We start from the raw sequence: 24,180 nt of genomic DNA on the forward strand, positions 1-24,180 counted from the left end.
TTTTAAACCTTTCTTTTTATTGGAGTTTTTCAAATGGCAATCGAACGCACCCTGTCGATCATCAAACCAGACGCAGTTGCAAAAAACGTCATCGGCCAAATCTACAGCCGCTTTGAAAGCAATGGTCTGAAGATCGTTGCTGCTCAAATGAAGCAACTGTCGCGTGCAGATGCCGAAGGTTTCTACGCTGCTCACAAAGAGCGCGGCTTCTTCAAAGATCTGGTGGACTTCATGGTTTCGGGTCCAGTCATGATCCAGGTTCTGGAAGGCGAAAACGCCGTTCTGAAAAACCGCGAACTGATGGGCGCTACCGATCCTAAGAAAGCCGACAAGGGCACCATCCGCGCTGACTTCGCTGATTCGATCGACGCGAACGCCGTGCACGGTTCGGACGCTGTTGAAGCTGCTAAAGTAGAAATCGCCTACTTCTTCGGCGCTTAATACTGGCTGTACCACCGTTTCTGCCGCGCTGCCTTTGCGCGGCGCGCAGAAACGGTTTTTCATTTGTAGTCGAGTTTGTTTTACATAGAATGGGCAACACCGTGAACGCACCTCTGACCAACTTGCTGGACTTCGATCCCGCGCAGCTCACCGCTTATTGCGCCGAGTTGGGGGAGAAACCGTTTCGTGCCAAACAATTGCAGCGCTGGATACACCAGTTCGGAGCCTCGGACTTCGACAGCATGACCGATCTGGCCAAATCGCTGCGCGACAAACTCAAGACCCGCGCCTACGTCAGAGCGCCAGCCATCATCAGCGATCATACTTCCAGTGATGGCACGCGCAAATGGCTGGTCGACGTGGGCAACGGCAATGCCGTGGAAACCGTGTACATTCCGGAAGAAACCCGCGGCACCCTGTGTATTTCCACCCAGGCCGGCTGCGCCGTGAACTGCCGCTTCTGCTCCACGGGCAAGCAGGGCTTTTCGCGCAATCTGACGGTGGGTGAAATCATCGGCCAGCTGTGGATGGCCGAATTCGAACTGCGCCGCACCAAGGGCATAGAGCCCGGCCCCAAAGGCGAACGCCAGATCACCAACGTGGTGATGATGGGTATGGGCGAGCCGCTGCTGAACTTCGAGCCGACCGCCACGGCACTCAAACTGATGCTGGACGATAACGCCTACGGCCTGTCGCGCCGCCGCGTCACCCTGTCCACCTCGGGCGTGGTGCCGATGATAGACAAGCTGTCGCAGGAAGTGCCGGTGGCGCTGGCCGTCTCGCTGCACGCGTCCAACGATGCGCTGCGCGATGGCCTGATTCCGCTGAACAAAAAGTACCCGCTGAAAGAACTGATGGCGGCCTGCAAGCGCTATCTGGAATTTGCGCCGCGCGATTTCATCACCTTCGAATACTGCATGCTCGACGGCGTCAACGATAGTGACGAGCATGCCCGCGAACTGGTGGCGCTGGTGCAGGATCGCCAGACCGGTGTGAACTGCAAATTCAACCTGATTCCGTTTAATCCCTTCCCGGAATCGGGCCTGCTGCGCTCCAGGAATCCCCGTATCAAGGCGTTCGCGCAGATTCTGCTCGATGCCGGCATCGTCACCACCATCCGCAAGACCCGTGGCGACGATATCGATGCCGCCTGCGGCCAGCTGGCCGGCGAAGTGCAGGACCGCACGCGCGTGCAGGAGCGCATGGAAAAGATGAGCGAATACCAGCAGAAGTTCGGTGCCAATTTCGGCAAGATCGTGGAGATCCGTTCCTGATGATCGCCCTGGCGCAGCGTTGCCAGTCCAGCCTAGTCGCCCTGTGTGCGGGTGCGCTGCTGGCTGCCTGCGCCTCCTCCGGTTCGCAGCCCGGCCATAGCGGTCAGGCCGAACTGAGCACGGTGTCCGATCAGACGGCCATCCAGCGCAAAGTCGATATCCGCATGCAGCTGGCGGTCGGGTATTACGAGCAGGGCCAGTATCTGGTGGCGCTCGACGAAGTCAAGCTGGCGCTGGCGGCCGATCCCCAGTATGCCGATGGCTATGGCATGCGCGGGCTGATCTACCAGCAGCTGGGCGAGCAGGCACTGGCCGAAGATAATTTTGTACGGGCCCGCAAACTGGCGCCGAACAATCCTGATCTGGCCAATAACTACGGGTCTTTCCTGTGCCAGTCGGGACGCGTGAAGGAAGCCATGCCGCTGTTCGATGCCGCGCTGGCCAACCGCGCTTACCGCGCGCCTGCCAGTGCCGCTAACAACGCCGGCTCGTGCGCATTGAAGGTGAAGGATTACGCCAGCGCGGAGCGTTATCTGCTGCAAGCCTTGCAGCTGACCCCCGATCTGCCGGCGACCAACGCCAATCTGGCGAAGGTGTATTTTGAAAAGCGCGATGTGGTACGCGCCAATTTTTTCATTACGCGCCTGAACAAGGTAGCGAAGATGGAGAGTCTGACGGCCGATGTGCTTTGGCTAGCGATTAAAGTGCAGCACCAGCTCGGCGATGCCGGTGCCGAAGTAGCGTGGGCGACGCAACTGCGTCGCCATCACGCCGGCTCGGCCGAGTATGCTGCTTATCAACGTGGGGCGTTTGATGAGTGATACAGAGGAATCGATGAATTCAGAGTGGGTTGATACGCCGCAGGAACAGGCAGTACCCAGCGCGGCCACGCCCGGCGCGCAACTGGCAGCACAGCGTGAAGCGCTGGGGTTGACGGTAGAGCAGATCGCGGATCAACTGAAACTGGCAACGCGCCAGGTACGCGCACTGGAAGCCGGTGATTACGATGCACTGCCGAATATGGCCGTGGTGCGCGGATTCGTGCGCGCCTATGCCAAAGTGGTCAAGCTCGATGCCACGCCGCTGGTCGCGATGATAGAAGTCGTTTCGCCGACCAGCTATGAAGCGGCACCGCCGCGCAAGGAAGCCGCGCCCAAGTTCACCGAGTCGCGTTTTCCTTCGATGACGCCGCGTCCTACCAGCTCGGTGGGCTGGCTGGCCGGTGCAGCCGTCGCGGTAGTGCTGGTGGCGGGTGGCGTGTACGCCTACCAGAGCGGCATGATTCCGCTGTCGATGTTCCAGCGTAGCGATGCCGATGGCGCCAGCGCCGTGGCCGATGCGGCCAAAGCAGCAGAGGCGGCCGTGACGCCGATTGAAACCACGCTGGTCAAGCAGGGCGAAGAAAGCGCGCCCGTGCAGAACAACAATGTGCCGCTGGTATCCGTGCCTGCGCAGGGCAGCGAAACTGCTGCGCCAGCACCTGCCGCCAATGCTGCGGCGCCTGCGGCGGTAGCGCCTGCGCCTGCCGCGCCGGTTGCTGCGCCGGCCGCAGGCGGCGTTGCACCTGCGGGCACACCACCAGCGACCGCAGCAGCCAAGCCGCAGACGGCAGCGGCGGCACCTGTAGCGCCGGCAGCAGCACCTGCGGCCGCACCAGCGCCTGCCGGCACCCAGCTGGTGCTGAAAGTGAACGAGGATTCGTGGGTCGAAATCCGCCGTCCCGGCGCCGCTCCGCTGATTTCGCGCACCGTGAAAGCGGGCAGCACCGAGACCTTCGATATCAAGGAACCAGCGCTGCTGATCGTGGGCAAACCGGGCGGGGTGGAAGCCACGCTGGGCGGAGCAGCCTTGCCGCTGCCGCCAGTTGCGGGCGGCACGATTTCGCGTGTGAACATCAAGTAAAAGATACGCTGTATAACCAAGCTGAAATTTATGTCTTCTAGCCTTACTGCCATTCCATCGGGCCCTGCGCCGCGCCGCGCCAGCCGCAGCGTGCTGATAGCGCACGGCCAGCGCAAGATCTGGGTGGGCGGCGCCGCGCCTGTCGTGGTGCAGTCGATGACCAATACCGATACTGCCAATGCGGTGGAAACGGCAATCCAGATTAAGGAACTGGCGCGCGCCGGTTCCGAGCTGGTGCGCCTGACGGTGGACCGTCCCGAGTCGGCTGCGGCGATACCCTACATCCGCGAACAGCTGGACAAGATGGATATCGACGTGCCGCTGGTGGGCGATTTCCATTACAACGGCCACACCCTGCTGACCGACTATCCCGAGTGCGCCAAGGCGCTGTCGAAGTACCGCATCAACCCAGGCAATGTGGGCAAGGGCGCCAAGCGCGACACCCAGTTTGCCCAGATGATCGAAGTGGCGGCACGCTACGATAAGCCGGTGCGTATCGGCGTCAACTGGGGCAGTCTGGATCAGGCGCTGCTGGCCCGTATCATGGACGAAAACGCTGCACGCGCCGAGCCATGGCCGGCGCAATCGGTGATGTACGAAGCGCTGATTACCTCGGCTATCGAGAATGCCGTGCGTGCCGAAGAACTGGGGCTGGGGCGCGACAAGATCATCCTGTCCTGCAAAGTCTCCGGCGTACAGGACCTGATCGCCGTGTACCGCGAACTGGCGCGCCGCTGCGACTATCCGCTGCATCTGGGCCTGACGGAAGCGGGCATGGGCAGCAAAGGTATCGTGGCCTCGACGGCGGCGCTGTCGGTGCTGCTGCAGGAAGGCATAGGCGATACCATCCGCATTTCGCTCACCCCAGAACCGGGCGGTGATCGTAGCCGTGAAGTGGTGGTGGGGCAGGAGATCCTGCAAACCATGGGTCTGCGCAAATTCACCCCGATGGTGATTGCCTGTCCGGGTTGCGGCCGCACCACCTCGACCACTTTCCAGGAACTGGCGGACAACATCCAGACCTTCCTGCGCGAGCAGATGCCGGAGTGGAAAAAGATCTATCCGGGCGTGGAAGCGATGAACGTGGCCGTGATGGGCTGCATCGTCAACGGTCCCGGCGAATCCAAGCATGCCAACATCGGTATCAGTCTGCCGGGTACGGGCGAATCGCCTGCTGCACCGGTGTTCGTCGATGGCGCCAAGGTGGCAACGCTGCGCGGCGAGCGCATCGTGGAAGAGTTCCAGGACATCGTCCTGAACTACGTGAAGAATAATTATGGCAAGCCGCAGGCTGCCTGAAGCTGAAAAGAACTGATATGTCCGAAATGAAGAAAGCTGAAAAAATCACTGCCATCAAAGGCATGAACGACATCCTGCCGGCTGATAGCCATCTGTGGCAGCTGTTCGAGAACACCGCCCAGTCGGTAGTGCAGAGCTATGGCTTCCAGCAGATCCGCACGCCCATCGTGGAAAACACTGCGCTGTTCGCGCGCGCCATCGGCGCCGTGACCGACATCGTGGAAAAGGAAATGTATTCCTTCACCGATTCCATGAACGGTGACCAGCTGACTTTGCGTCCGGAAGGTACGGCCGGTGCCGTGCGCGCCGTGATCGAGCACAATCTGGTGTACGAAGGCCCGAAACGCCTGTGGTACACGGGCCCCATGTTCCGCCACGAGCGTCCGCAGCGCGGCCGCTACCGCCAGTTCTACCAGTTCGGCTGCGAAGCAGTGGGCTTTACCGGTCCGGACGTGGACGCGGAAATGATCATGATGTGCCGCCGCCTGTGGGACGATCTGGGACTGGAGAACATCCGTCTGGAACTCAATTCCATCGGTGATGCGGAAGAGCGTGCGCGCCATCGCGTCGACCTGATCGCCTATCTGGAAAAGCACGAAGACATCCTCGATGCGGAAGCCAAGCGCCGCCTGCATACCAATCCGCTGCGGATTCTGGACACCAAGAACCCTGCCATGCAGGAGATGGTCAATCAGGCACCCAAGCTGCTCGATTATCTGGGCGAAGAATCGCTGGCCCACTTCAACGGCGTGCGCAAGATCCTCGACCACAACAATATTCCTTACGTGATCAACACCCGTCTGGTGCGCGGTCTGGATTATTACAACCGCACCGTGTTCGAGTGGGTGACGGACTCGCTGGGTTCGCAGGGCACGGTCTGCGCCGGTGGCCGTTACGATCCGCTGATTGCTTCTTTCGGCGGGAAGCCTACGCCGGCAGTCGGTTTCGCCATGGGCATCGAGCGTCTGCTGGAGCTGCTGAAAGCTGCCGGCGAACCGGAACAGCCTAACCAGTGCGACGTGTATCTGGTGCATCAGGGCGAAGCGGCCCAGCTGCAAGCCTTCGTGCTGGGCGAGCGCCTGCGCGATGCCGGTCTGGACGTGATCATGCACGGCTCTACGCCAGCCGGTGCTGGCAGCTTCAAATCGCAGATGAAGAAAGCCGACGGCGCTGGCGCCGCCTTTGCCGTGATCATCGGCGAAGACGAAGTGCAGAACAATACTGCCGCCGTGAAAGCCATGCGCGCAGCCGAAGGCGAGCAGCAGCAAAGCACCGTGGCGTTCGACCAGGTGGTTGATTTCGTAGTGGACCAGATCACCGAAAGCGGCGATCATCACCACCACGTACACGACGAGAACTGCGAGCACTGATAGTGCGATGGCAGCCTCATTTTGAATAACTCTTACAACTAGCAGACACACTGACATGGCATACGATCTCGAAGAACAAGAACAAATTGCGTCCCTTAAAGCATGGTGGGAAAAGTACGGCAATCTGACCTCGTGGGTGGTGATCGCCGGTCTGGCAGCGTATTCCGGCTACAACGGCTGGAACTACTACCAGCGCAATCAGGCTACGCAGGCTGCCGCCCTGTACGACGAGCTGACCTCGGCCGTGGATGCCAAGGACAATGCCAAAGTGCTGCGCGCTGCGGGCGATATGGAGAGCAAATTCGGCAACACCACCTACGCGCCCATGAGCGCACTGGTGGCAGCCAAGAGCAGCTTCGACGCCAATGACGTGAAATCGGCCAAGGGCCAGCTGCAATGGGCTATCGAACACGGCGGCGATGAATTCAAGGCGGTGGCCAAGGTGCGCCTGGCCGGTGTGCTGCTCGATGAAAAAGCCTACGACGAAGCGCTGAAAGTGCTGGCGGGCGAGGTGCCGGCCGAATTTTCCGCTGCCGTGGCCGACCGCAAGGGCGACATACTGGTGGCCCAGAACAAGCTGGCCGAAGCCCGTGCCGCTTATCAGGCTGCGCTGGACGCCAGCGACAAGAAATCGCCTGGCCGCCAGCTGATCCAGCTGAAATTCGAAGCCATCGGCGGCTCCGTACCTGCCGCTAAAGACGCCGCTTAATGTTTTGGCGCCGCACGCTGCGGCGCTTTCCGATCAAGGTTGAAATATGCGTATTACCGAAAAAGTTATTACTGCAAGCTTGCTGGCAATGTTGGCCGGTTGTTCCTTGTTCTCGTCGAAAGATACCAAGATCCAGCCAGCGGCGCTGGTGGAACTGAAGGGCGGCGTGACGCCGCGCACCGTGTGGAAGTATTCGCTCGGTAAAGCCGGCAATGCCGTGTTCACGCCAGCACTGGTAGGCGACAGCCTGTTCGTGGCAGACGGCGACGGCGTGCTGGCACGCCTGAGTGCCGCCACCGGCAAGGAGCAGTGGCGCGTCAAGACCGGCAGCGATCTGACGGCCGGCGTGGGCAGTGATGGCGAGGTCGTTGCGGTGGGCGGCACCAAGGGTGTTATCCTTGCCTATGACGGCAGCGGAAAGCAGCTGTGGAAAGCCCAGGCTACCAGCGAGGTACTGTCCTCGCCGGTGGTAGGCGGCGGTCTGGTGGTGGTGCGCAGTGTCGATAACCAGATCACGGCGTTCGATGCCAAGAGCGGCGCCAAGCGCTGGAGCGTGGCCCGTACTACGCCGGCGCTGACGCTGCGTAATGCGCCCGGCATGGTGATCAACGGTGCCAACGTGTATGTGGCCCAGCCGGGCGGCAAGCTGCTGGTGCTGGTGCTGGCCACCGGCCTGCAGCGCTACGAAGTGGTGGTGGGCGAGCCGCGCGGCGCCACCGAGCTGGAACGTGTGACCGATATCGCCGGTACGCCGGTGGTCTTCGAAAAAGATGTGTGTGCTGTATCGTATCAGGGCCGCGTGGCCTGTTTTGATGCGCTGACGGGCGCTCCGCACTGGAGCAAACCGGCATCGTCCGATGTGGGCGTGACGGTCGATCAGCGTTTCGTTTTCGTCTCCGACGACAAAGGTGAAGTTGCAGCCTATAGCCGTGAAAACGGCAGCAACGCCTGGAAGAACGACAAACTGTCCTATCGCCGCCTGTCGACCCCTGTGTCGTATGGCCGTGCCGTGGCAGTGGGGGACTTCCAGGGTTATGTCCATCTGCTCTCGCGGGAAGATGGCGCATTTATAGGTCGCGCCGCGACCGATGGCAGCCCGATTCAAGCGGACCCTGTCATCGCTGGCGCGAATTTGATTTTCCAAACCCAATCAGGGACAGTGACTGCACTTGCAGTCGAATAAAAAATGAAGCCGGTAATCGCACTAGTGGGTCGACCCAATGTAGGGAAATCGACCTTGTTTAATCGTCTGACCCGCTCGCGCGACGCGCTGGTGGCGGACTTGCCTGGGTTGACGCGCGATCGTCACTATGGCGAGGGCCGTGTCGGCGAACGTCCCTTCCTCGTTATCGACACGGGTGGTTTCGAACCCGTGGCCAAGGAAGGCATCATGTATCAGATGGCGCTGCAGACCAAGCAGGCCGTGGCCGAAGCCGACGTGGTCGTGTTTCTGGTCGACGGCCGCCAGGGCCTGACACCGCACGATAAAACCATTACCGACTTCCTGCGCAAGAGCGGCCGTCCGGTAATGCTGGTGGTGAATAAATCGGAAGGCATGCGCTATACCAGCGTGGTAGCCGACTTCTACGAACTGGGTCTGGGCGAGCCCTATTCGATCTCCTCGGCGCACGGCGACGGCGTGGCCGATCTGGTGCAGGAAGCGCTGGATCTGGCATTTGCCCAGCGTCCGGAAGATCCGGAAGAACTGGAAAAAGACGAACGCGGTATCAAGATCGCGCTGGTCGGTCGTCCCAACGTGGGCAAGTCCACCCTGATCAATACGCTGGTGGGCGAGGAGCGCGTGATCGCTTTCGACATGCCCGGTACCACGCGCGACTCGATCGAGATTCCGTTCGAGCGCGACGGCAAGCAGTACACCCTGATCGACACGGCCGGTATCCGCCGCCGCGGCAAGGTGTTCGAAGCCATCGAGAAGTTCTCGGTGGTGAAAACCCTGCAGTCGATTTCGGAAGCCAACGTCGTGGTGCTGCTGCTGGACGCCCAGCAGGACATCTCCGAACAGGATGCCCATATCGCCGGCTTCGTGCTGGAGACGGGCCGCGCGCTGGTGGTCGCTGTCAACAAGTGGGACGGTCTGCGCAGCGATGAGCGCGATGAAATCAAGATCGACATCGACCGCAAGCTGGACTTCCTGTCCTTCGCCAAGACCCATTTCATTTCGGCCTTGCGCGCGCAGGGCATAGGCCCGCTGATGAAGTCGGTCGATGCGGCCTATGCCGCAGCGATGTCGGACCTGTCTACGCCTAAGCTGACCCGTGCGCTGATCGAAGCGGTAGAGAAGCAGGAACCGCGCCGCAAGGGCGGCATCCGTCCCAAGCTGCGCTATGCCCACCAGGGCGGCATGAATCCGCCGGTAATCGTGATTCACGGCAATGCACTCGACGCCGTCGGCGAGCCTTACAAGCGCTATCTGGAAAAGCATTTCCGCGATACTTTCTCGCTGGTAGGCACGCCGCTGCGCATCGAACTGCGTACCGGTAAGAACCCGTTTGCCAAGACGGCAGCAAAATAAGGCGTTTTTAAGGACTTTTTTTGCAGTACACAAAGCAAAAAAAGTCAAAACAGGTTACAGTGGCTTAGAAGCACCATTCTTCCTTGGGCGAGCGGTGTTTCAGCGAAAATCATTTGACTTTCGTTGAGCCACGTACTTGAAATTAAGCGTTTCGCCTCCAAATCCGAACACAACAACACAAAAATGGAGCTGTTATGAGCAACAAAGGGCAACTGTTACAAGACCCATTCCTCAACGCCTTGCGTAAAGAGCACGTGCCTGTCTCGATCTATCTGGTCAACGGCATCAAGCTGCAAGGCCACATCGAGTCTTTCGACCAATACGTTGTGCTGCTGCGCAATACCGTGACGCAGATGGTGTACAAGCACGCCATTTCGACCGTGGTGCCAGCCCGCGCCGTCAACCTCAGCGTTGATGCCGACGCGGAATAAGCGTTTGCCTTACCGCGACTATCTTTCTAGCCTGACCGTATGCGAGCAGCTTTAGTCGGTATCGATTTCGGTCAGGGCGACTTTGGCGCCAGCGTCGAGGAACTGCAATTACTGGTCCGTTCGGCCGGTGCAGAGCCGATTACGACCATCACAGCCAAGCGGGCGGCGCCCGATGCCGCCTATTTCGTCGGCAGCGGCAAGGCCGACGAAATCGCCATGGCGGTGCAGGATCACCGCATCGAAATCGTCATCTTCAATCACGCGCTGTCGCCTGCCCAGCAGCGCAATCTGGAAAAGCGCCTGAATATCCGGGTGCTGGACCGCACCAGCCTGATTCTCGATATTTTTGCCCAGCGGGCTGCTTCCCACGAAGGCAAGCTGCAGGTGGAGCTGGCCCAGCTTCAGCATCTGGCCACGCGCCTGATCCGCGGCTGGACCCACCTGGAACGGCAGAAGGGCGGTATCGGTCTGCGCGGTCCCGGCGAAACCCAGCTGGAAACCGACCGCCGTCTGATCGGCGAGCGGGTCAAGGCTCTGCGCGCCCGTCTGGGCAAGCTGCGCAAGCAGCATGAAACCCAGCGCCGTTCGCGTGGGCGCAGCCAGACTTTTTCCGTCTCGCTGGTGGGCTATACCAATGCCGGCAAATCTACCCTGTTCAACGCTGTCACCAAGGCCGGCGTGTATGTGGCCGACCAGCTGTTCGCCACGCTGGATACCACTTCGCGCCGCGTCTACATGGGACAGGAAGTGGGCAATGTGGTGATTTCCGATACGGTAGGTTTCGTGCGCGAACTGCCGCACCAGCTGGTGGCAGCATTCCGCGCCACGCTGGAAGAGACTATCCACGCCGATCTGCTGCTGCATGTGGTCGATGCTTCGTCGCCGGTACGGATGGAGCAGATCGAGCAGGTCAATCTGGTGCTCAAGGAAATTGGTGCCGACCATATTCCGCAGATTCTGGTGTGGAACAAGATCGATGCTGCCGGTCTGGAGCCGGCGGTGGAGCGCGATGAATATGATAAGATTTCCCGCGTTTTCCTCAGCGCCCGCACGGGTGCTGGTCTGGACCTGCTGCGCAGTGCCATCGTCGAATGGGCCATGAGTGCGCCCGGCGCACGCCTGAACCAGTCTTACGCGGTCGATGAAGAAGAGCTGGCGGAGGATGATGCCGAAGCCGCCGAAAGCAGTCCCACCCTCACTCAAGTTGGATCACACTGATGCGTGTCTCCTCGATATTCAAACGTCTAGGCCTGAAAGCCAATCTGAACGACCCGCGCTGGGGTTCGGATCAGCAGGATGGCAAGCCGCAAGCCAATGAAGGCAAAAAGCCGGGCGAAGGCCCGCCCGATATGGAACAGCTGTGGCGCGATTTCAATCAGCGCCTGAACGGCATGTTCGGCCAAAAGAACCGTCCTGATGGCGGCAATAATGGCGGCGGCATGCCGTCCGGCCGTCCTGACGCAGGCGGTCTGCGCGCCACGGCCGGTGCGGTGGTGGTAGTCGCTGGCCTGATCTGGCTGGCTAGCGGTTCTTTCATCGTGCAGGAAGGCCAGACTGGCGTGGTCTACACCTTCGGCAAAATCAGCCACACCACCGGCGCCGGTTTCAACTGGCGCTGGCCATATCCGTTCCAGAGCGACGAAGTGGTGAAAGTGTCGCAGATGCGCGTGGTGGAAATCGGCTATCGCGGCAATATCAAGAACAAGCAGGCGCGCGAATCGCTGATGCTGACGGACGATGAAAACATCATCGATATCCAGTTCGCCGTGCAGTTCAAGCTGAAAGATCCGGTAGCCTGGCTGCTCAACAACCGCGACGAAGAAGATACCGTGCGTCAGGTGGCAGAAACCTCGATCCGCGAAATCGTCGGCAAGAACAAGATGGACTTCGTACTGTACGAAGGGCGCGACAAGGTGGCGCTGGAAACCCAGCAGCTGATGCAGCAGATCCTCGATCGCTACGCTTCCGGCGTGCTGATCTCCAACGTTACGCTGCAGGCCGTGCAGCCGCCCGAGCAGGTGCAGGTGGCCTTCGATGACGCCGTGCGCGCAGGGCAGGACCGCGAGCGCCAGAAGAACGAAGGCCAGGCCTACGCCAACGACGTGATTCCCAAAGCCCACGGCACAGCTTCGCGCCTGCTGCAGGAAGCCGAAGGCTATCGCTCGATGGTAGTGGAAAACGCTACCGGTAATGCGTCCCGCTTCAAGCAGGTACTGGCCGAATATCAGAAGGCACCTGCCGTGACGCGCGACCGCATGTATCTGGACACCATGCAGCAGATTTATTCCAGCACCAGCAAGGTGATGGTCGATGCCAAGTCGGGCAGCAATCTGCTGTATCTGCCACTCGATAAGCTGATCGCCCAGGCCGCAGCGACTGATGCCGCAGCCAGTGCCGCCAGCGCAGCCAAACCGGTTGCCGGCACTAGCAGCGACACCATGCAGACGGTGGAAGTGAACCGTCCGCGCGATCCGCGTTCGCGCGAAGCCTTACGTGACCGGGAGAGCCGTTAATGAATCGTATAGCCAGTACCCTAGTCGCGGCCTTCGTCGCTTTCCTGCTGCTGTCGTCCACCGTGTTCGTGGTCGATCAGCGCAAGTATGCGATCGTGTTCGCGCTGGGCCAGATCAAGGAAGTGATCCGCGAGCCGGGCCTGCATTTCAAGCTGCCGCCGCCGTTCCAGAATGTGCTGTTCCTCGATAACCGCATCATGACCATCGAGTCGCCGGACGCCGAGCGTTTCATCACGGCCGAGAAGATGAATATTCTGGTCGACAGCTTCGTCAAATGGCGTATCGGCCGCGCCGATGGCCAGCCCAAGCTGTACTACGTGACCTTCAATGGCGACGAGAACCGCGCGCGCGACCGTATGTCGCAGATCATCAAGGCGGCCCTGAACGAAGAAATCACCAAGCGCACTGTGGGCGAAGTGATCTCCGGCCAGCGCGGCAAGGTGATGGAAGGCATACGCACCAAGGTGGTGGCGGAAGCGGCCCAGATCGGTGTGGAAATCATCGACGTCCGTCTCAAGCGGGTTGAATATGTCGAGCAGATTAACAACTCGGTGTATGACCGCATGAAGGCCGAGCGTCTGCGCGTGGCCAATGAACTGCGTTCCACCGGTTCGGCCGATTCGGAAAAAATCCGCGCCGATGCCGAGCGCCAGCGCTCGGTGATACTGGCGGAAGCCTATCGTGATGCCGAGCAGATCAAAGGGGAGGGCGATGCCAAGGCGTCCGCCATCTATGCCGAAGCATTCGGCAAGAACCCCGAGTTCTACAAGTTCTACCGTAGTCTGGAAGCCTACCGCGCCACCTTCAAGAATCACAGCGACGTGATGGTGATGGATAGCAGCTCGGACTTCTTCAAGTACTTCAAAGGCACGGGCGCTGCACCGGCTGGCGCGCCAGCCGGCGGCAAGAAGTAAAGTCCGCACCCTGCCGGGCTGCCTGATGGCAGTCCGGCAGCGGCGTTTCTAGGTGCTTTTGCGCATCTTTTCTCGTCTTAAAATCCATTTTCGCGTAAAATATCAGGTTCGGCCTACCGCTTGTCGGTCGCCTTGCGCCTGACGCATTGTTCATTACTTAATTAATTCCGTACCAGTTTCCCATGCCAAATTGGCTTTTGCCCGAGAATATCGCCGACGTATTGCCGTCGGAAGCACGCAAGATCGAAGAGTTGCGTCGTCTGATGCTGGATAACTTCCGTCTGTACGGTTACGAGCTGGTGATGCCGCCTATGCTCGAATATCTGGAGTCCTTGCTGACGGGCGCGGGTGAGGATACCGATTTGCGCACCTTCAAGCTGGTGGACCAGCTGTCGGGCCGCATGCTGGGCCTGCGCGCCGACATGACGACCCAGGTGGCCCGTATCGATGCCCACCTGCTCAACCGCGCCTCCGTTACCCGTTTGTGCTATGCCGGCAGTGTGCTGCACACCCGTCCGTCGGGCCTGCACGCTACCCGCGAACCGCTGCAGATCGGCGCCGAAATCTACGGCCATGCCGGACTGGAAGCCGATGCCGAAATTCAGGAACTGGCGCTGGCTTCGCTGGCACTGGCCGGTTTCACCAGCGCCCGGCTCGATCTGAGCCACGTGGGCGTGCTGCGCGCCATTACCGACAGTGATGCTGCCGCCAGCCGTGACGCTGCCCAGATCGTGCAACTGCTGCGCGCCAAGGATGTGCCGGGCCTGCAGGCGCTGACGCGCGACTACACGCCGGTGGTGCGCGACGCGCTGCTGGCATTGCCTAGCCTGTACGGCAGTGTGGAAGTGCTGGGGCGCGCGCGCGAACTGCTGCCCGATCTGCCGGGCATCAGCAAGGCGCTGGCCGAACTGGCCGCGCTGGCTGCCTCGGCGCTGGGACGGGCCGAAGTGGCCATCGATCTGGCCGACCTGCGCGGTTATCAGTATGAAAGCGGCGCGATGTTTGCGCTCTACGTGCCCGGTCTGCCGAATGCGGTGGCGCGCGGTGGCCGTTATGATCACGTCGGCGAGGCCTTTGGCCGGGCACGTCCCGCCACCGGCTTCTCGCTGGATTTGCGCGAACTGGCGCGCCTGTTGCCCACGGCGGAGCGTAAGCATTCGATCCGTGCGCCATGGGGCAATGCGCCGGAGTTGAAAGAAAAAATCGCCGAGCTGCGCAAGTCCGGCGAAGTGGTGATCCAGAGTTTGCCGGGTCACAGCAACGAACTGGACGAGTTCGAGTGCGATCGTGCGCTGGTCCTCGACGATAATGGTAGTAACTGGATTCTTAAAAACTTAGGTTAGTGTGATGTCAAAGAAAAACGCAAAAAACGTCGTCGTCATCGGTACCCAATGGGGCGATGAAGGTAAAGGCAAGATCGTCGACTGGTTGACCGATCATGCACAGGGTGTGGTCCGCTTCCAGGGCGGTCACAACGCCGGCCATACGCTGGTCATCGGCGGCGTCAAAACTGCGCTGCAGCTGATCCCTTCGGGCATCATGCGTCCGGGCGTGGCCTGCTACATCGGTAACGGTGTGGTGGTGTCGGTGCCGGATGTGCTGCGCGAAATCGACAAGCTGGAAAAAGTCGGCGTGGAAGTGGCATCGCGTCTGAAAGTATCGGATGCAGCGCCGGTCATCCTGCCTTACCACTCGGCACTGGATCTGGCCCGTGAAGCAGCCCGCGGCGCGGCCAAGATCGGCACTACCGGCAAGGGCATCGGCCCGGCCTATGAAGATAAAGTCGCCCGTCGCGCCATCCGCGTGGCCGACCTGCTGAACGAAAAACGCTTCGCTGAAAAGCTGGCGGAAAATCTGGACTACCACAACTTCGTGCTGGAAAACTATCTGAAAGCACCGAAGGTCGAGTACCAGAAAACGCTGGACGACGCGCTGGCCTACGTGCCGCGTCTGCGTCCTATGGTGACCGACGTGTCGAGCGCCCTGTACGCTGCACACAAAGCCGGTGCCAACCTGCTGTTCGAAGGCGCCCAGGGTTCGCTGCTGGACGTCGACCACGGCACCTATCCGTTCGTGACCTCGTCCAACTGCGTGGCAGGTAATGCTGCTGCCGGTGCCGGCGTGGGCCCGAACATGCTGCACTACATCATGGGCATCACCAAGGCCTACACCACCCGCGTGGGTTCCGGTCCGTTCCCTTCGGAACTGCCGACCGATGCCGGCGTGGGCCACCATCTGGCGCAAGTGGGCCACGAGTTCGGCACCGTGACGGGCCGTGCCCGCCGCTGCGGCTGGTTCGATGCTGCACTGCTGCGCCGCTCGGTGCAGATCAACGGCGTGACGGGCATGTGCCTGACCAAGCTGGACGTGCTGGACGGTCTGGAAACCCTGAAGCTGTGCACCGGCTACACCATCGACGGCGTGGTCGTGGATATCTTCCCGTCCGGCGCGGAAGAGGCAGCGCGTTGCGTGCCGGTGTATGAAGAAATGCCGGGCTGGAAGGAAAGCACCGTGGGCGCCAAGTCGCTCGAAGCGCTGCCTGCTACCGCCCGTGCCTATATCAAACGTATCGAAGAGTTGGTCGGCGTGCCGGTTGACATGGTATCGACCGGTCCGGATCGTGAAGAAACGATCGTACTGCGTCATCCGTTCGAGTAATCAAGGAAGACTGAATGAACACCCCACAATCGAATGAAAAACACCTCTGGGTCAGCTGGGACGAATACCACCGTCTGATCGAGCGTCTGGCGCTGAAAGTCCACGAGTCGGGCTGGAAGTTTGACCAGGTGCTGTGTCTGGCGCGCGGTGGCGTGCGTCCGGGCGATGTGTTCTCGCGTATTTTCGATGTGCCGCTGGCTATCCTGTCGACCAGTTCCTACCGTGAAGAAGCGGGCACCGTGCGCGGCGATCTGGACATCGCCAAATACATGACGATGACCAAAGGCCCGCTCAGCGGCCGCATTCTGCTGGTGGACGATCTGGCCGATTCCGGCGTGACGCTGGTAAAAGTCATGAAGCACCTGCAGGAAAACTTCCCGGGCGTGACGGAAGTACGTTCGGCCGTGATCTGGACCAAGGGCTGCTCGGTGTTCAAGCCGGACTACCAGATGGAAGAACTGCCGCACAATCCGTGGATCCATCAGCCGTTCGAAGATTACGACGGCCTGCGCCCGCACCAGCTGGCCGCGTGGATCAAAAAAGGCGAGAGCGGCGAATAAGCGCAATCTTGCGGTAGCATCAATAAAAAACGACCTGCGGGTCGTTTTTTATTGTCAATTGTATTCCAGTAACTTTTGTTGCGAAGAGTGCACATAAAATGTCGTAAAAGTAATGCAAATTGGATATTTCATGTTATGATTCCTACACATTAGCAAGTTTGGCGGCACAGCAGTTTTATTTGCGGCTAGCCTCGTATGCCGCAGTCAGGCGACTTTTTTAGGGAAAATGTATGAAACTGAAGACCTTAGCTACCGCAGTCTGCATCGCCGCATCGACGTGTGCAGTGCCAGCCATGGCCGCCGTGCAAACTTTCAATGTGAGCGGTTTTAGCTCCACCGCGACCAATCTGCTGGAAACCCTGAACCTGCAGAAATTTGACGGTCAACTCGGTACTTTGACGGGCATTAATATCACTTATAGCGCCGATGTGACGGGCCAATTGTTGCTAAGTAACAGCAAAGCTCTGGACAAGACGGTTAACACCGCGCTGAGCTCGACCATGCAACTGTCGCTGCCTAGTGAAGTGCTGGGTTCGGCATCGCACAGCTTGCTGTCCGGTCCTGTGACGGCCACGGCTAAAACCACGGATGTGTTGGCAGGCAAGCATACGGAAGTTCTGACCGTAAATATCAATCTGGCGAGCAGCGATTTTGCCAAGTTTGTCGGCGCGGGTACGCTGGCTTCCCAGCTGGCAATTACCGCCACCAGCGCCGCCAACAGCCCGACCGGCATTACCGCAGACTACAGCACCATGGCCAAGAGTCTGGGCGGCACCATTACCTACACCTATACGCCAGCTCCGGTACCGGAGCCCGAGACCTACGGCATGATGCTGCTGGGTCTGGGCGTACTGGCGTTTGCGGGCAAGCGTAAAGCGCGCTCGGCTCAGGTCTGATTTGGACCTTCACGACTAATTAAGGGACAGAAAATGACCAAATTTACCAAGACTCTGATCGCTGTTGCCACGCTGCTGCTTGCGGCTGGTGCGCAAGCCGCCACCGTGCAGCAGACCCTGCCGCAATCGGCTACCATTTTCGATGTTGAGAACTTTCCGGGCACGCTGAGCTTTGCGCAATTCGATAGCCATTTGGGCACGCTGACGTCAGTGACCTTTGAATTGTTCAGTACTCTGAACGGTTCGATCAAACTGACCAATAAAGATCCCGGTACCGAGTGGTTCAGTGTGAAAACCGGTGCCGATATGACGGCTAGCGTGGGTGGTAAATCGCTGGTGACGGGTAACTGGGTCACTCCAGGCTATCTGCTGGCGTCGGGCGCTACCGTGAACGATACGCTGCAAACCCAGACGGTAAGTCAGGCGCTGAACTTCACCCAGACTGCGGATCTGGCGCAGTTCATCGGACATGGTAGCTACTCGGCTTCGCTGAGCGCCATCTCCGATCAGGAATTGACTGCTGGCGGCAATGCCCGTTACGGTACGGATGTCACGGTAGACGGTTACGCTAAAGTCACTTACACCTATACCACGCTGCCGGTGCCGGAACCGGAAACCTATGCCATGCTGCTGGCAGGACTGGGCTTGGTCGGTGTTGTGGCACGCCGGCGCAAGTCGGCCTGATCAGTTAAAGCAGATCGTCGGAACGGGAGCTTGAGCTCCCGTTTTTTTTGCCTAGGCAGAGAGGAGGTTTGTGGCGCGATTGTGACAGCGGACCTTGCCCCGGTGCCAGCTTTATCTGAAAAATGCAACAAAACTCCCTGAAATATGCAGATTGCGTATGAAAAGCCACTAGTTTCATTTCTTAATAGAATTAAATTTCTAAAAAGAAATTTTTATTGTATTCATTGATACTAAAATGCAGAAAAGTAATGATTTTTCTGCATGAACATGTTAAGCTCTCCATAAATCAAGTAGTACAGGTAGCGCGGCAGTTATTTTGCGCAGATGTACATGTCTAACTCACACCGGAAGAATGTTATGAAAATGAAGACGATCGCAGCATCGCTGCTCGCCACCCTGAGCCTGGCATCCGCGTCGGCAATGGCTGCATCCTACGACGTGGCGATCAGCGGTACGCCTGTCATCTACACCAACACCAATCTGCTGAGCAATGTCTCCTTCGCTGGTTTCAATACCGCGCTGGGCACCCTGACTGGCGTGTCGATCAAGCTCGACGCTGATGTCGATGGCAAGGTCTACGTTCTGAACGATTCGAACGTACTGAAAAGCGGTTACGTCGCGCTGGACGTTCTGCTGGGCTTTGGTACCGGTTCGTCGGCTTCGACCTTCTACACCGGCCAACTGTACAACCAGACTTACACCCTGGCTGCCGGCGACGACGTCACTCTGGGCCAGCATGGTCTGGTGAGCGCCTCGACCAATTTCAGCAGCGGCCTGGACTACTTCAAAACGGCTAGCGTATCGGGTCTGACCGGCGTGAACGCAGTGTCGCATACCACCGGCGGCGAAGATGTGGTGACCGCTTTCACCACCCAAGTGCTGGCCACCGGCACCGTTACGTACACCTACACGGCTGCTCCAGTACCTGAGCCAGAAACCTACGGCATGCTGCTCGTTGGTCTGGGTCTGATGGGTGTTGTTGCCCGTCGCAAGCGTGCCAGCACTCAGGCTTAATTCTTCTTACCAGAACAGATTCAGGAGTAGTTAATGAAAAACGCAATGAAAGTGGCCATCGCTGCCGCGCTGCTGAGCATGGGTGCTTCGGCTGTTGCCGCAACCTCGACCCAGACCTCGGCACCGATTTACGATATCACTCACCTGAGCGGTCCTGTGAACTTCGGCTTTACCGCGTTCAATCCGGCACTCGGTACGCTCAACTCGGTCGAAGTGACCTTCATCAGCACCATCAGCGGTAAACTGCGCGCCGAGAATACGGCTGCTGCACAAACCGTGACGCTGGGTAGCGGCGCTCTGCTGTCGCTGCAAATCGGTTCGCTGGCACCTATCTCGGTCAGCAATCTGTACACGCAAAACGTGGCGCTGGCTGCGTTTGACGGCACCACCGACTTCGGTGGCACCTCGGGCGTGAAAATCACCTATACGGCCCAGCCAGTGACCAGCTCGACCGGTCTGCTGACTTCGGCTGCTGCGCTGCATGCATTCAGCGGCACTACGCTGGCGTCGTCGGTCAGCGGCGTGTTCGCGGGCAGTGGTAGCGGCAACGTTACCTTTGCGGGTAGCTCGACGGTTAATACCCAGGCTGTGCTGACCTATAACTACACCCCAAATCCGGTACCGGAGCCAGAAACCTACGCCATGCTGCTGGCTGGTCTGGGCCTGGTGGGTGCGGTAGCCGCCAAACGCAAAGCAAAAAAAGCTGCCTGATAGTTCAGTCAGTCAGTTAAAGAACGGGAGCCTAGGCTCCCGTTTTTTTTTGCGCTAGGTGGATGGGGCGTGTGGCGGCATCGGTGGATGGGCTGGGATGGTCGGGAATTTCTTTTGAGTAATTTTTGTTGCAAATTTTCTCTTTAAAGTGCAAAAAAGAAATGACAAATCCCTATTCTGTGTTAAGATTCGTCTAAGCAAAAAATTTGTTGCAAGTGCAAGGAAGATGTTTCGCAGGCAATAAATTATCGTGTAGTCTACTTAACAGGAAAATCCATGAAACTCAACAAAATCACCAGCGCAGTTTTGGTTGCCGCCTCGCTGATGGCCGGTGCCGCCCACGCAGACACCCTGGTCTATGACCTGAGCAAAATCGATTCGACCAAAGTTGACCTGGTGAATGTGTTGATGACATTCCAAGGTTTTAATCCGGCTAAGGGTACGCTGACCGGCGTGTCGCTCGATATCTACTCGGAAGTGGATGCGACGGTTACGTTGACCAATAAAAATACCACCGACCGTACCCTGAACGTTTCGGTGCCTGCCAGCCTGAAACTGGTTGCGCCAGGCGCCACGCTGAGCACTTCGGCAACGCTGCTTAACACCGCTCTGTCGGTGGCCGGTAAAACCAGTGCTGGTAACGGGGTTGCCACCGAATCGGAAAAATATACGCTGCACGCATCGACCAACTACAGCGGCGCCGATCTGGCACTGTTCAATACGGCCGGCACTCTGTCGTCCGCGCTGTCGGTTGCGGCGTCGACCACCCTGAATGAAGATCGCGTGAAGGCCGTGTATAGCAATTTCGCCAATGGTTATGGCCATGTGACTTACACCTTCACCGCCGCGCCGGTACCGGAACCAGAAACCTACGGCATGCTGCTGGCTGGTCTGGCCATGCTGGGCTTCATTGCCAAGCGCAACAAACGTTCCGCCTAAGTTATTGCGGATTGATCTCATAATTTTTGCGGAACTAGACAAATGACCCCAATGACCAAACTGATCGCGGCCGCAGCTGCAATGACCTGCGCGCTTAACGCTACCGCCGGCACCAGCGTTTCCGAAGCCACCGTATTCGATGTGAAGAGCAACGTGGCTAGCACCCTGAGCCTGGATGCCTTCGATACCCATCTGGGCAAGCTGACGTCGGTACAATTCGAACTGTCCGACCGCCTGACTGGCTATGTCGAGCTGGCAAATAACGGTGCCAAGCCTGCCGATTTCACTGCCAATCTGACCGGCGTTCTGCACACCCCTTACGGCAACATCAGCGCAGTATCGAACAATGTGTTTTCCATTGCCGCTGGTGATGAGCTTGACACCAACTTGCCGCTGGCCACGCAGACCTACAGCCACACCTTCAGTTCGCCGGCCGAACTGCAAATGTTCGTCAACGGCCCGCTGTCCTTTAGCGTAACGGGCAAAGTAACGCCTTTCTTCAATGGTCCGGCCAATGCGTCGTACTATTCGGAAGGTACGATCGATGCATATGCCAAGGTAACCTATACCTATACCACCGCACCAGTACCGGAGCCGGAAACCTATGCCATGCTGCTGGCCGGTCTTGGTCTGGTGGGTGTAGTGGCCCGCCGCCGCAAGTCGGCTTAAGCTGAATCTGGTGGTACACTAGAAACGGGAGCTGCGGCTCCCGTTTTTTGTTTATCCGAGCGCGCTTATGACCCAGAATTTTTTCCAGACTTTTATCCTGCTGCTGTTGGTAACCGATCCTTTCGGTAACGTGCCGCTGTTCGCCAGCGTGCTCAATCCCGTGCCGGTGGCGCGCCGTCCGCGCATTGTCATGCGCGAGTGTGCGATCGCTTTCGTGCTGCTGCTGATCTTCATGTTCTTCGGCCGCCACTTCCTGACGGCGCTGCAACTGTCGGAAGTGTCGCTGCGCATAGGCGGCAGCGTGATACTGCTGCTGATCTCGATCCGTATGATCTTCCCCCATCCGGATGGGGTGCTGGGACGCACCGAAGGCGGCGAGCCGTTCATCGTGCCACTGGCCATCCCCGCGCTGGCCGGACCGTCGGCACTGGCGACAGTGCTGCTGTTCTCGCGCGAAAGCACCGGCGAAGTGCTGGTGCACGTGGCGGCGCTGGCAGCGGTGGGGCTGGTCTGGCTGGCGGTATTCCTCAGTGCTGAACGGCTGCAGAAGGTGCTGGGCCCGCAGGTGATGACGGCCTTCGAGCGGCTGATGGGGCTGATTCTGACGGCGATGTCGGTGGAGATGCTGCTGGGCGGAATACGCGAGTTCGTCAGAACGCTTTAAGCGGGCAGGGCAGGCGCTTGACGCCTGCCTTTTTTGCACCTATATTTAGATAACTGTCTAATTAGATGTATTTCTAATGAACTCCGCCAATAGCGCCTTCAAAGCCATAGCCGACCCTGCGCGGCGTGAAATCCTGCGCTTGCTGCGCCGTGGCGAGATGACGGCGGGCGAACTGGCGCAACACTTCGATATGAGCAAGCCCACCATGTCGCACCATTTCGCCGTGCTGGCGGACGCCGATCTGATTACCCGCCGGCGTGAGGGGCAGACCATCTGGTATGGCCTGAACACCACCGTATTGCAGGATGTGCTGGCCTGGATGATGGATCTGGCTGGCGACCTACCACCCGAGAGGAAACCATGAAGTCACGTGCTATTTTGCTGTGCCTGTTGCTGATCGTTGCCATGAGTCTGATCACGGCCTATCTGTATCCGCGCCTGCCGGCGCAGATGCCGGTGCACTGGAATTTTGCCGGACAGGTTGATGGCTATGGCCCGCGCTGGCAGATCTGGCTGCTGGGTCCGGGGGCCATGGGTGCCTTGCTGCTGCTGGGTATGGCCTTGCCATGGCTGTCGCCGCGCCAGTTCGAAGTGCAGGCCAGCGGCCCGACCTATGGCTATATGATGATGATTCCGGTGCTGCTGATGGCCTGCGTGGAGGCGCTGGTGCTGTGCGCAGCGCTCGGGGTGCCGCTGGCAGTGCACTATATCGCGCCGGGACTCGCTTGTGCCGTGCTGATCCTGCTGGGTAATCCCATGGGCAAGGTGAAGCGCAATTTCTATCTGGGCATACGCACGCCGTGGACGCTGGCCAGCGAGCGGGTCTGGTATGCCACCCACCGTCTGGCCGGGCGCCTGATGGTGGCCAGCGGTCTGCTGGGCTTTGCCGTACTGTCAGCAGGCGCGCCCCACTGGGCGCTGATGCTGGCGATAACGGCGTGGGCACCACTGGCGGCGCTGTATTCGCTGCTGTATTACAAACGTCTTCCACATTGATACGGAGCTTGCCATGAAGTTATTCCTGTCCCTGCTACTGCTGTCCTCATCTGTGTACGCGACCTCGCTGCCGGTTACGCTGGAGGTGGGCGGTGCAGCCGTGTATGGCACGGAGCTGACACCTGAAGGCAGCCGCGGCAAAGTGCCGGTAGTGCTGCTGCACGCGGGATCCGGGCCGACCGACCGTGATGGCAATAACCGTTTGCTGCCGGGCCCGAACGATGCCCTGAAGATGCTGGCCGAGGGGCTGGCGCGCCATGGCATTGCTTCGGTGCGCTATGACAAACGCGGCATCGCGGCCAGCGCCAACCCGCTCTGGCGCGAAGACGAGCTGCGTTTTGACGACTATATTGCCGATGCTGCGGCCTGGGCTGCCAGGCTGCGCGCCGATGCGCGCTTCTCGCGCGTGATCCTGATCGGACACAGCGAAGGGGCGCAGATCGTGGCGGAAGCCTGTGCCAGGGCCCAAGTGGATGGCTGCGTGCTGCTGGCTGGCGCCGGACATCCGGCCGATGAATTGCTGCGTGACCAGCTGGCCAAACAGTTGCCGCCAGCTTTGCTAGCGGAAAACGAGCGCATCCTGACAGCGCTGAAACAGGGCCAGCCGGTGGCCGATGTGCCGGCGCCGCTGCAGGCGCTGTATCACAGTTCGGTGCAGCCTTATCTGATCTCGTGGCTGCAGCATGACCCGCGCAAGGCGGTGGCAGCACTGGGCATGCCGGTGCTGATCGTGCAGGGCACGGCGGACTTGCAGGTGCCGCTAAGCGAAGCGCAGGCACTAGCTGCGGCAGCACCCCGCGCCCGCTTGCAGGTGATCGAGGGTATGAACCATTTGCTGAAAATGGTCGGTAATGATGTCGAGCTGCAGCGCAAATCCTATGGCAGCCCCGAACTGCCGGTCGCACCACAGCTGCTCGATAGCGTGTATCGTTTCATCGATCAGCTGGCGCGCTAGATGCTGGTATGCGCGCGGCGAGCGGCGGTCTATTCCGGGCTAGATTAG

The 24,180-nt window shown here is 59.4% G+C and carries 26 protein-coding genes; all 26 read left to right on the top strand.

Annotation, left to right across the window (positions count from 1 at the left end; translation table 11 throughout):
- The first annotated feature begins 33 nt into the window (after positions 1-33).
- Positions 34-441 carry a nucleoside-diphosphate kinase gene (ndk, locus tag GTP27_RS17535; RefSeq protein ID WP_155434869.1) on the top strand — a complete coding sequence of 136 codons (408 nt, stop codon included), beginning with the start codon at positions 34-36 and terminating at the stop codon, positions 439-441.
- A gap of 101 nt (positions 442-542) precedes the next feature.
- A complete protein-coding gene (gene rlmN, locus GTP27_RS17540) occupies positions 543-1,715 on the top strand; it encodes a dual-specificity RNA methyltransferase RlmN (protein WP_503826531.1) in 1,173 nt (390 codons plus the stop codon).
- Positions 1,715-2,536, top strand: a complete 822-nt coding sequence (pilW, locus tag GTP27_RS17545) for a type IV pilus biogenesis/stability protein PilW (RefSeq protein ID WP_161040454.1) — start codon at positions 1,715-1,717, stop codon at positions 2,534-2,536. Before rlmN ends, pilW begins: the two co-directional genes overlap by 1 nt.
- Before the next feature lie 13 nt (positions 2,537-2,549).
- Positions 2,550-3,617 (top strand): helix-turn-helix domain-containing protein, encoded by a 1,068-nt coding sequence (locus GTP27_RS17550; RefSeq protein WP_161040455.1) that lies wholly within the window; start codon positions 2,550-2,552, stop codon positions 3,615-3,617.
- A gap of 30 nt (positions 3,618-3,647) precedes the next feature.
- On the top strand, positions 3,648-4,916 hold the full coding sequence (ispG, locus tag GTP27_RS17555; RefSeq protein ID WP_161040456.1) for a flavodoxin-dependent (E)-4-hydroxy-3-methylbut-2-enyl-diphosphate synthase: 1,269 nt from the start codon (positions 3,648-3,650) through the stop codon (positions 4,914-4,916).
- Positions 4,917-4,933: 17 nt separating this feature from the next.
- Positions 4,934-6,286, top strand: a complete 1,353-nt coding sequence (hisS, locus tag GTP27_RS17560) for a histidine--tRNA ligase (protein ID WP_161040457.1) — start codon at positions 4,934-4,936, stop codon at positions 6,284-6,286.
- A gap of 55 nt (positions 6,287-6,341) precedes the next feature.
- Positions 6,342-6,995 carry a YfgM family protein gene (locus tag GTP27_RS17565; RefSeq protein WP_161040458.1) on the top strand — a complete coding sequence of 218 codons (654 nt, stop codon included), beginning with the start codon at positions 6,342-6,344 and terminating at the stop codon, positions 6,993-6,995.
- A gap of 46 nt (positions 6,996-7,041) precedes the next feature.
- On the top strand, positions 7,042-8,178 hold the full coding sequence (gene bamB, locus GTP27_RS17570; protein WP_161040459.1) for an outer membrane protein assembly factor BamB: 1,137 nt from the start codon (positions 7,042-7,044) through the stop codon (positions 8,176-8,178).
- A 3-nt stretch (positions 8,179-8,181) separates the two neighbouring features.
- Positions 8,182-9,528, top strand: coding sequence for a ribosome biogenesis GTPase Der (gene der, locus GTP27_RS17575; protein WP_161040460.1), 1,347 nt, complete (start codon positions 8,182-8,184; stop codon positions 9,526-9,528).
- Between the two features lie 194 nt (positions 9,529-9,722).
- Positions 9,723-9,959 carry an RNA chaperone Hfq gene (hfq, locus tag GTP27_RS17580; RefSeq protein WP_155434878.1) on the top strand — a complete coding sequence of 79 codons (237 nt, stop codon included), beginning with the start codon at positions 9,723-9,725 and terminating at the stop codon, positions 9,957-9,959.
- Positions 9,960-9,998: 39 nt separating this feature from the next.
- Positions 9,999-11,177, top strand: a complete 1,179-nt coding sequence (gene hflX / locus GTP27_RS17585; protein ID WP_161040461.1) for a GTPase HflX — start codon at positions 9,999-10,001, stop codon at positions 11,175-11,177.
- Positions 11,177-12,472: an FtsH protease activity modulator HflK gene (hflK, locus tag GTP27_RS17590; RefSeq protein WP_161040462.1), complete on the top strand. Its 1,296-nt coding sequence runs from the start codon at positions 11,177-11,179 to the stop codon at positions 12,470-12,472. The genes hflX and hflK overlap by 1 nt, the downstream gene beginning before the upstream one ends.
- Positions 12,472-13,386, top strand: a complete 915-nt coding sequence (gene hflC / locus GTP27_RS17595) for a protease modulator HflC (protein WP_161040463.1) — start codon at positions 12,472-12,474, stop codon at positions 13,384-13,386. The genes hflK and hflC overlap by 1 nt, the downstream gene beginning before the upstream one ends.
- A gap of 182 nt (positions 13,387-13,568) precedes the next feature.
- Positions 13,569-14,729, top strand: coding sequence for an ATP phosphoribosyltransferase regulatory subunit (locus tag GTP27_RS17600; protein WP_161040464.1), 1,161 nt, complete (start codon positions 13,569-13,571; stop codon positions 14,727-14,729).
- Positions 14,730-14,733: 4 nt separating this feature from the next.
- On the top strand, positions 14,734-16,044 hold the full coding sequence (locus tag GTP27_RS17605) for an adenylosuccinate synthase (RefSeq protein ID WP_161040465.1): 1,311 nt from the start codon (positions 14,734-14,736) through the stop codon (positions 16,042-16,044).
- A 14-nt stretch (positions 16,045-16,058) separates the two neighbouring features.
- Positions 16,059-16,604: a phosphoribosyltransferase gene (locus tag GTP27_RS17610; RefSeq protein WP_161040466.1), complete on the top strand. Its 546-nt coding sequence runs from the start codon at positions 16,059-16,061 to the stop codon at positions 16,602-16,604.
- A 230-nt stretch (positions 16,605-16,834) separates the two neighbouring features.
- On the top strand, positions 16,835-17,500 hold the full coding sequence (locus GTP27_RS23655; RefSeq protein WP_202416904.1) for a choice-of-anchor E domain-containing protein: 666 nt from the start codon (positions 16,835-16,837) through the stop codon (positions 17,498-17,500).
- Positions 17,501-17,533: 33 nt separating this feature from the next.
- On the top strand, positions 17,534-18,184 hold the full coding sequence (locus tag GTP27_RS23845; protein WP_229634116.1) for a choice-of-anchor E domain-containing protein: 651 nt from the start codon (positions 17,534-17,536) through the stop codon (positions 18,182-18,184).
- A gap of 357 nt (positions 18,185-18,541) precedes the next feature.
- Positions 18,542-19,198 carry a choice-of-anchor E domain-containing protein gene (locus tag GTP27_RS17625; RefSeq protein WP_161040467.1) on the top strand — a complete coding sequence of 219 codons (657 nt, stop codon included), beginning with the start codon at positions 18,542-18,544 and terminating at the stop codon, positions 19,196-19,198.
- Positions 19,199-19,231: 33 nt separating this feature from the next.
- Entirely contained in the window at positions 19,232-19,909 is a 678-nt protein-coding gene (locus GTP27_RS23850; protein WP_229634120.1) for a choice-of-anchor E domain-containing protein, read from the top strand.
- Positions 19,910-20,185: 276 nt separating this feature from the next.
- Positions 20,186-20,848: a choice-of-anchor E domain-containing protein gene (locus GTP27_RS23855; RefSeq protein WP_229634122.1), complete on the top strand. Its 663-nt coding sequence runs from the start codon at positions 20,186-20,188 to the stop codon at positions 20,846-20,848.
- A 42-nt stretch (positions 20,849-20,890) separates the two neighbouring features.
- A complete protein-coding gene (locus tag GTP27_RS17640; protein ID WP_229634124.1) occupies positions 20,891-21,517 on the top strand; it encodes an FxDxF family PEP-CTERM protein in 627 nt (208 codons plus the stop codon).
- Between the two features lie 67 nt (positions 21,518-21,584).
- Positions 21,585-22,181, top strand: a complete 597-nt coding sequence (locus GTP27_RS17645) for a MarC family protein (protein ID WP_161040468.1) — start codon at positions 21,585-21,587, stop codon at positions 22,179-22,181.
- A 76-nt stretch (positions 22,182-22,257) separates the two neighbouring features.
- A complete protein-coding gene (locus tag GTP27_RS17650; protein WP_161040469.1) occupies positions 22,258-22,545 on the top strand; it encodes an autorepressor SdpR family transcription factor in 288 nt (95 codons plus the stop codon).
- Positions 22,542-23,177 (top strand): SdpI family protein, encoded by a 636-nt coding sequence (locus GTP27_RS17655; protein ID WP_161040470.1) that lies wholly within the window; start codon positions 22,542-22,544, stop codon positions 23,175-23,177. The genes GTP27_RS17650 and GTP27_RS17655 overlap by 4 nt, the downstream gene beginning before the upstream one ends.
- Before the next feature lie 13 nt (positions 23,178-23,190).
- The gene (locus GTP27_RS17660; protein WP_161040471.1) at positions 23,191-24,132 is read left to right on the top strand and encodes an alpha/beta hydrolase; all 942 of its coding nucleotides are present in this window, start codon (positions 23,191-23,193) and stop codon (positions 24,130-24,132) included.
- Positions 24,133-24,180 lie beyond the last annotated feature (48 nt).

The sequence above is a fragment of the Duganella qianjiadongensis genome, assembly GCF_009857915.1.
Lineage (GTDB): Bacteria > Pseudomonadota > Gammaproteobacteria > Burkholderiales > Burkholderiaceae_D > Rugamonas > Rugamonas qianjiadongensis.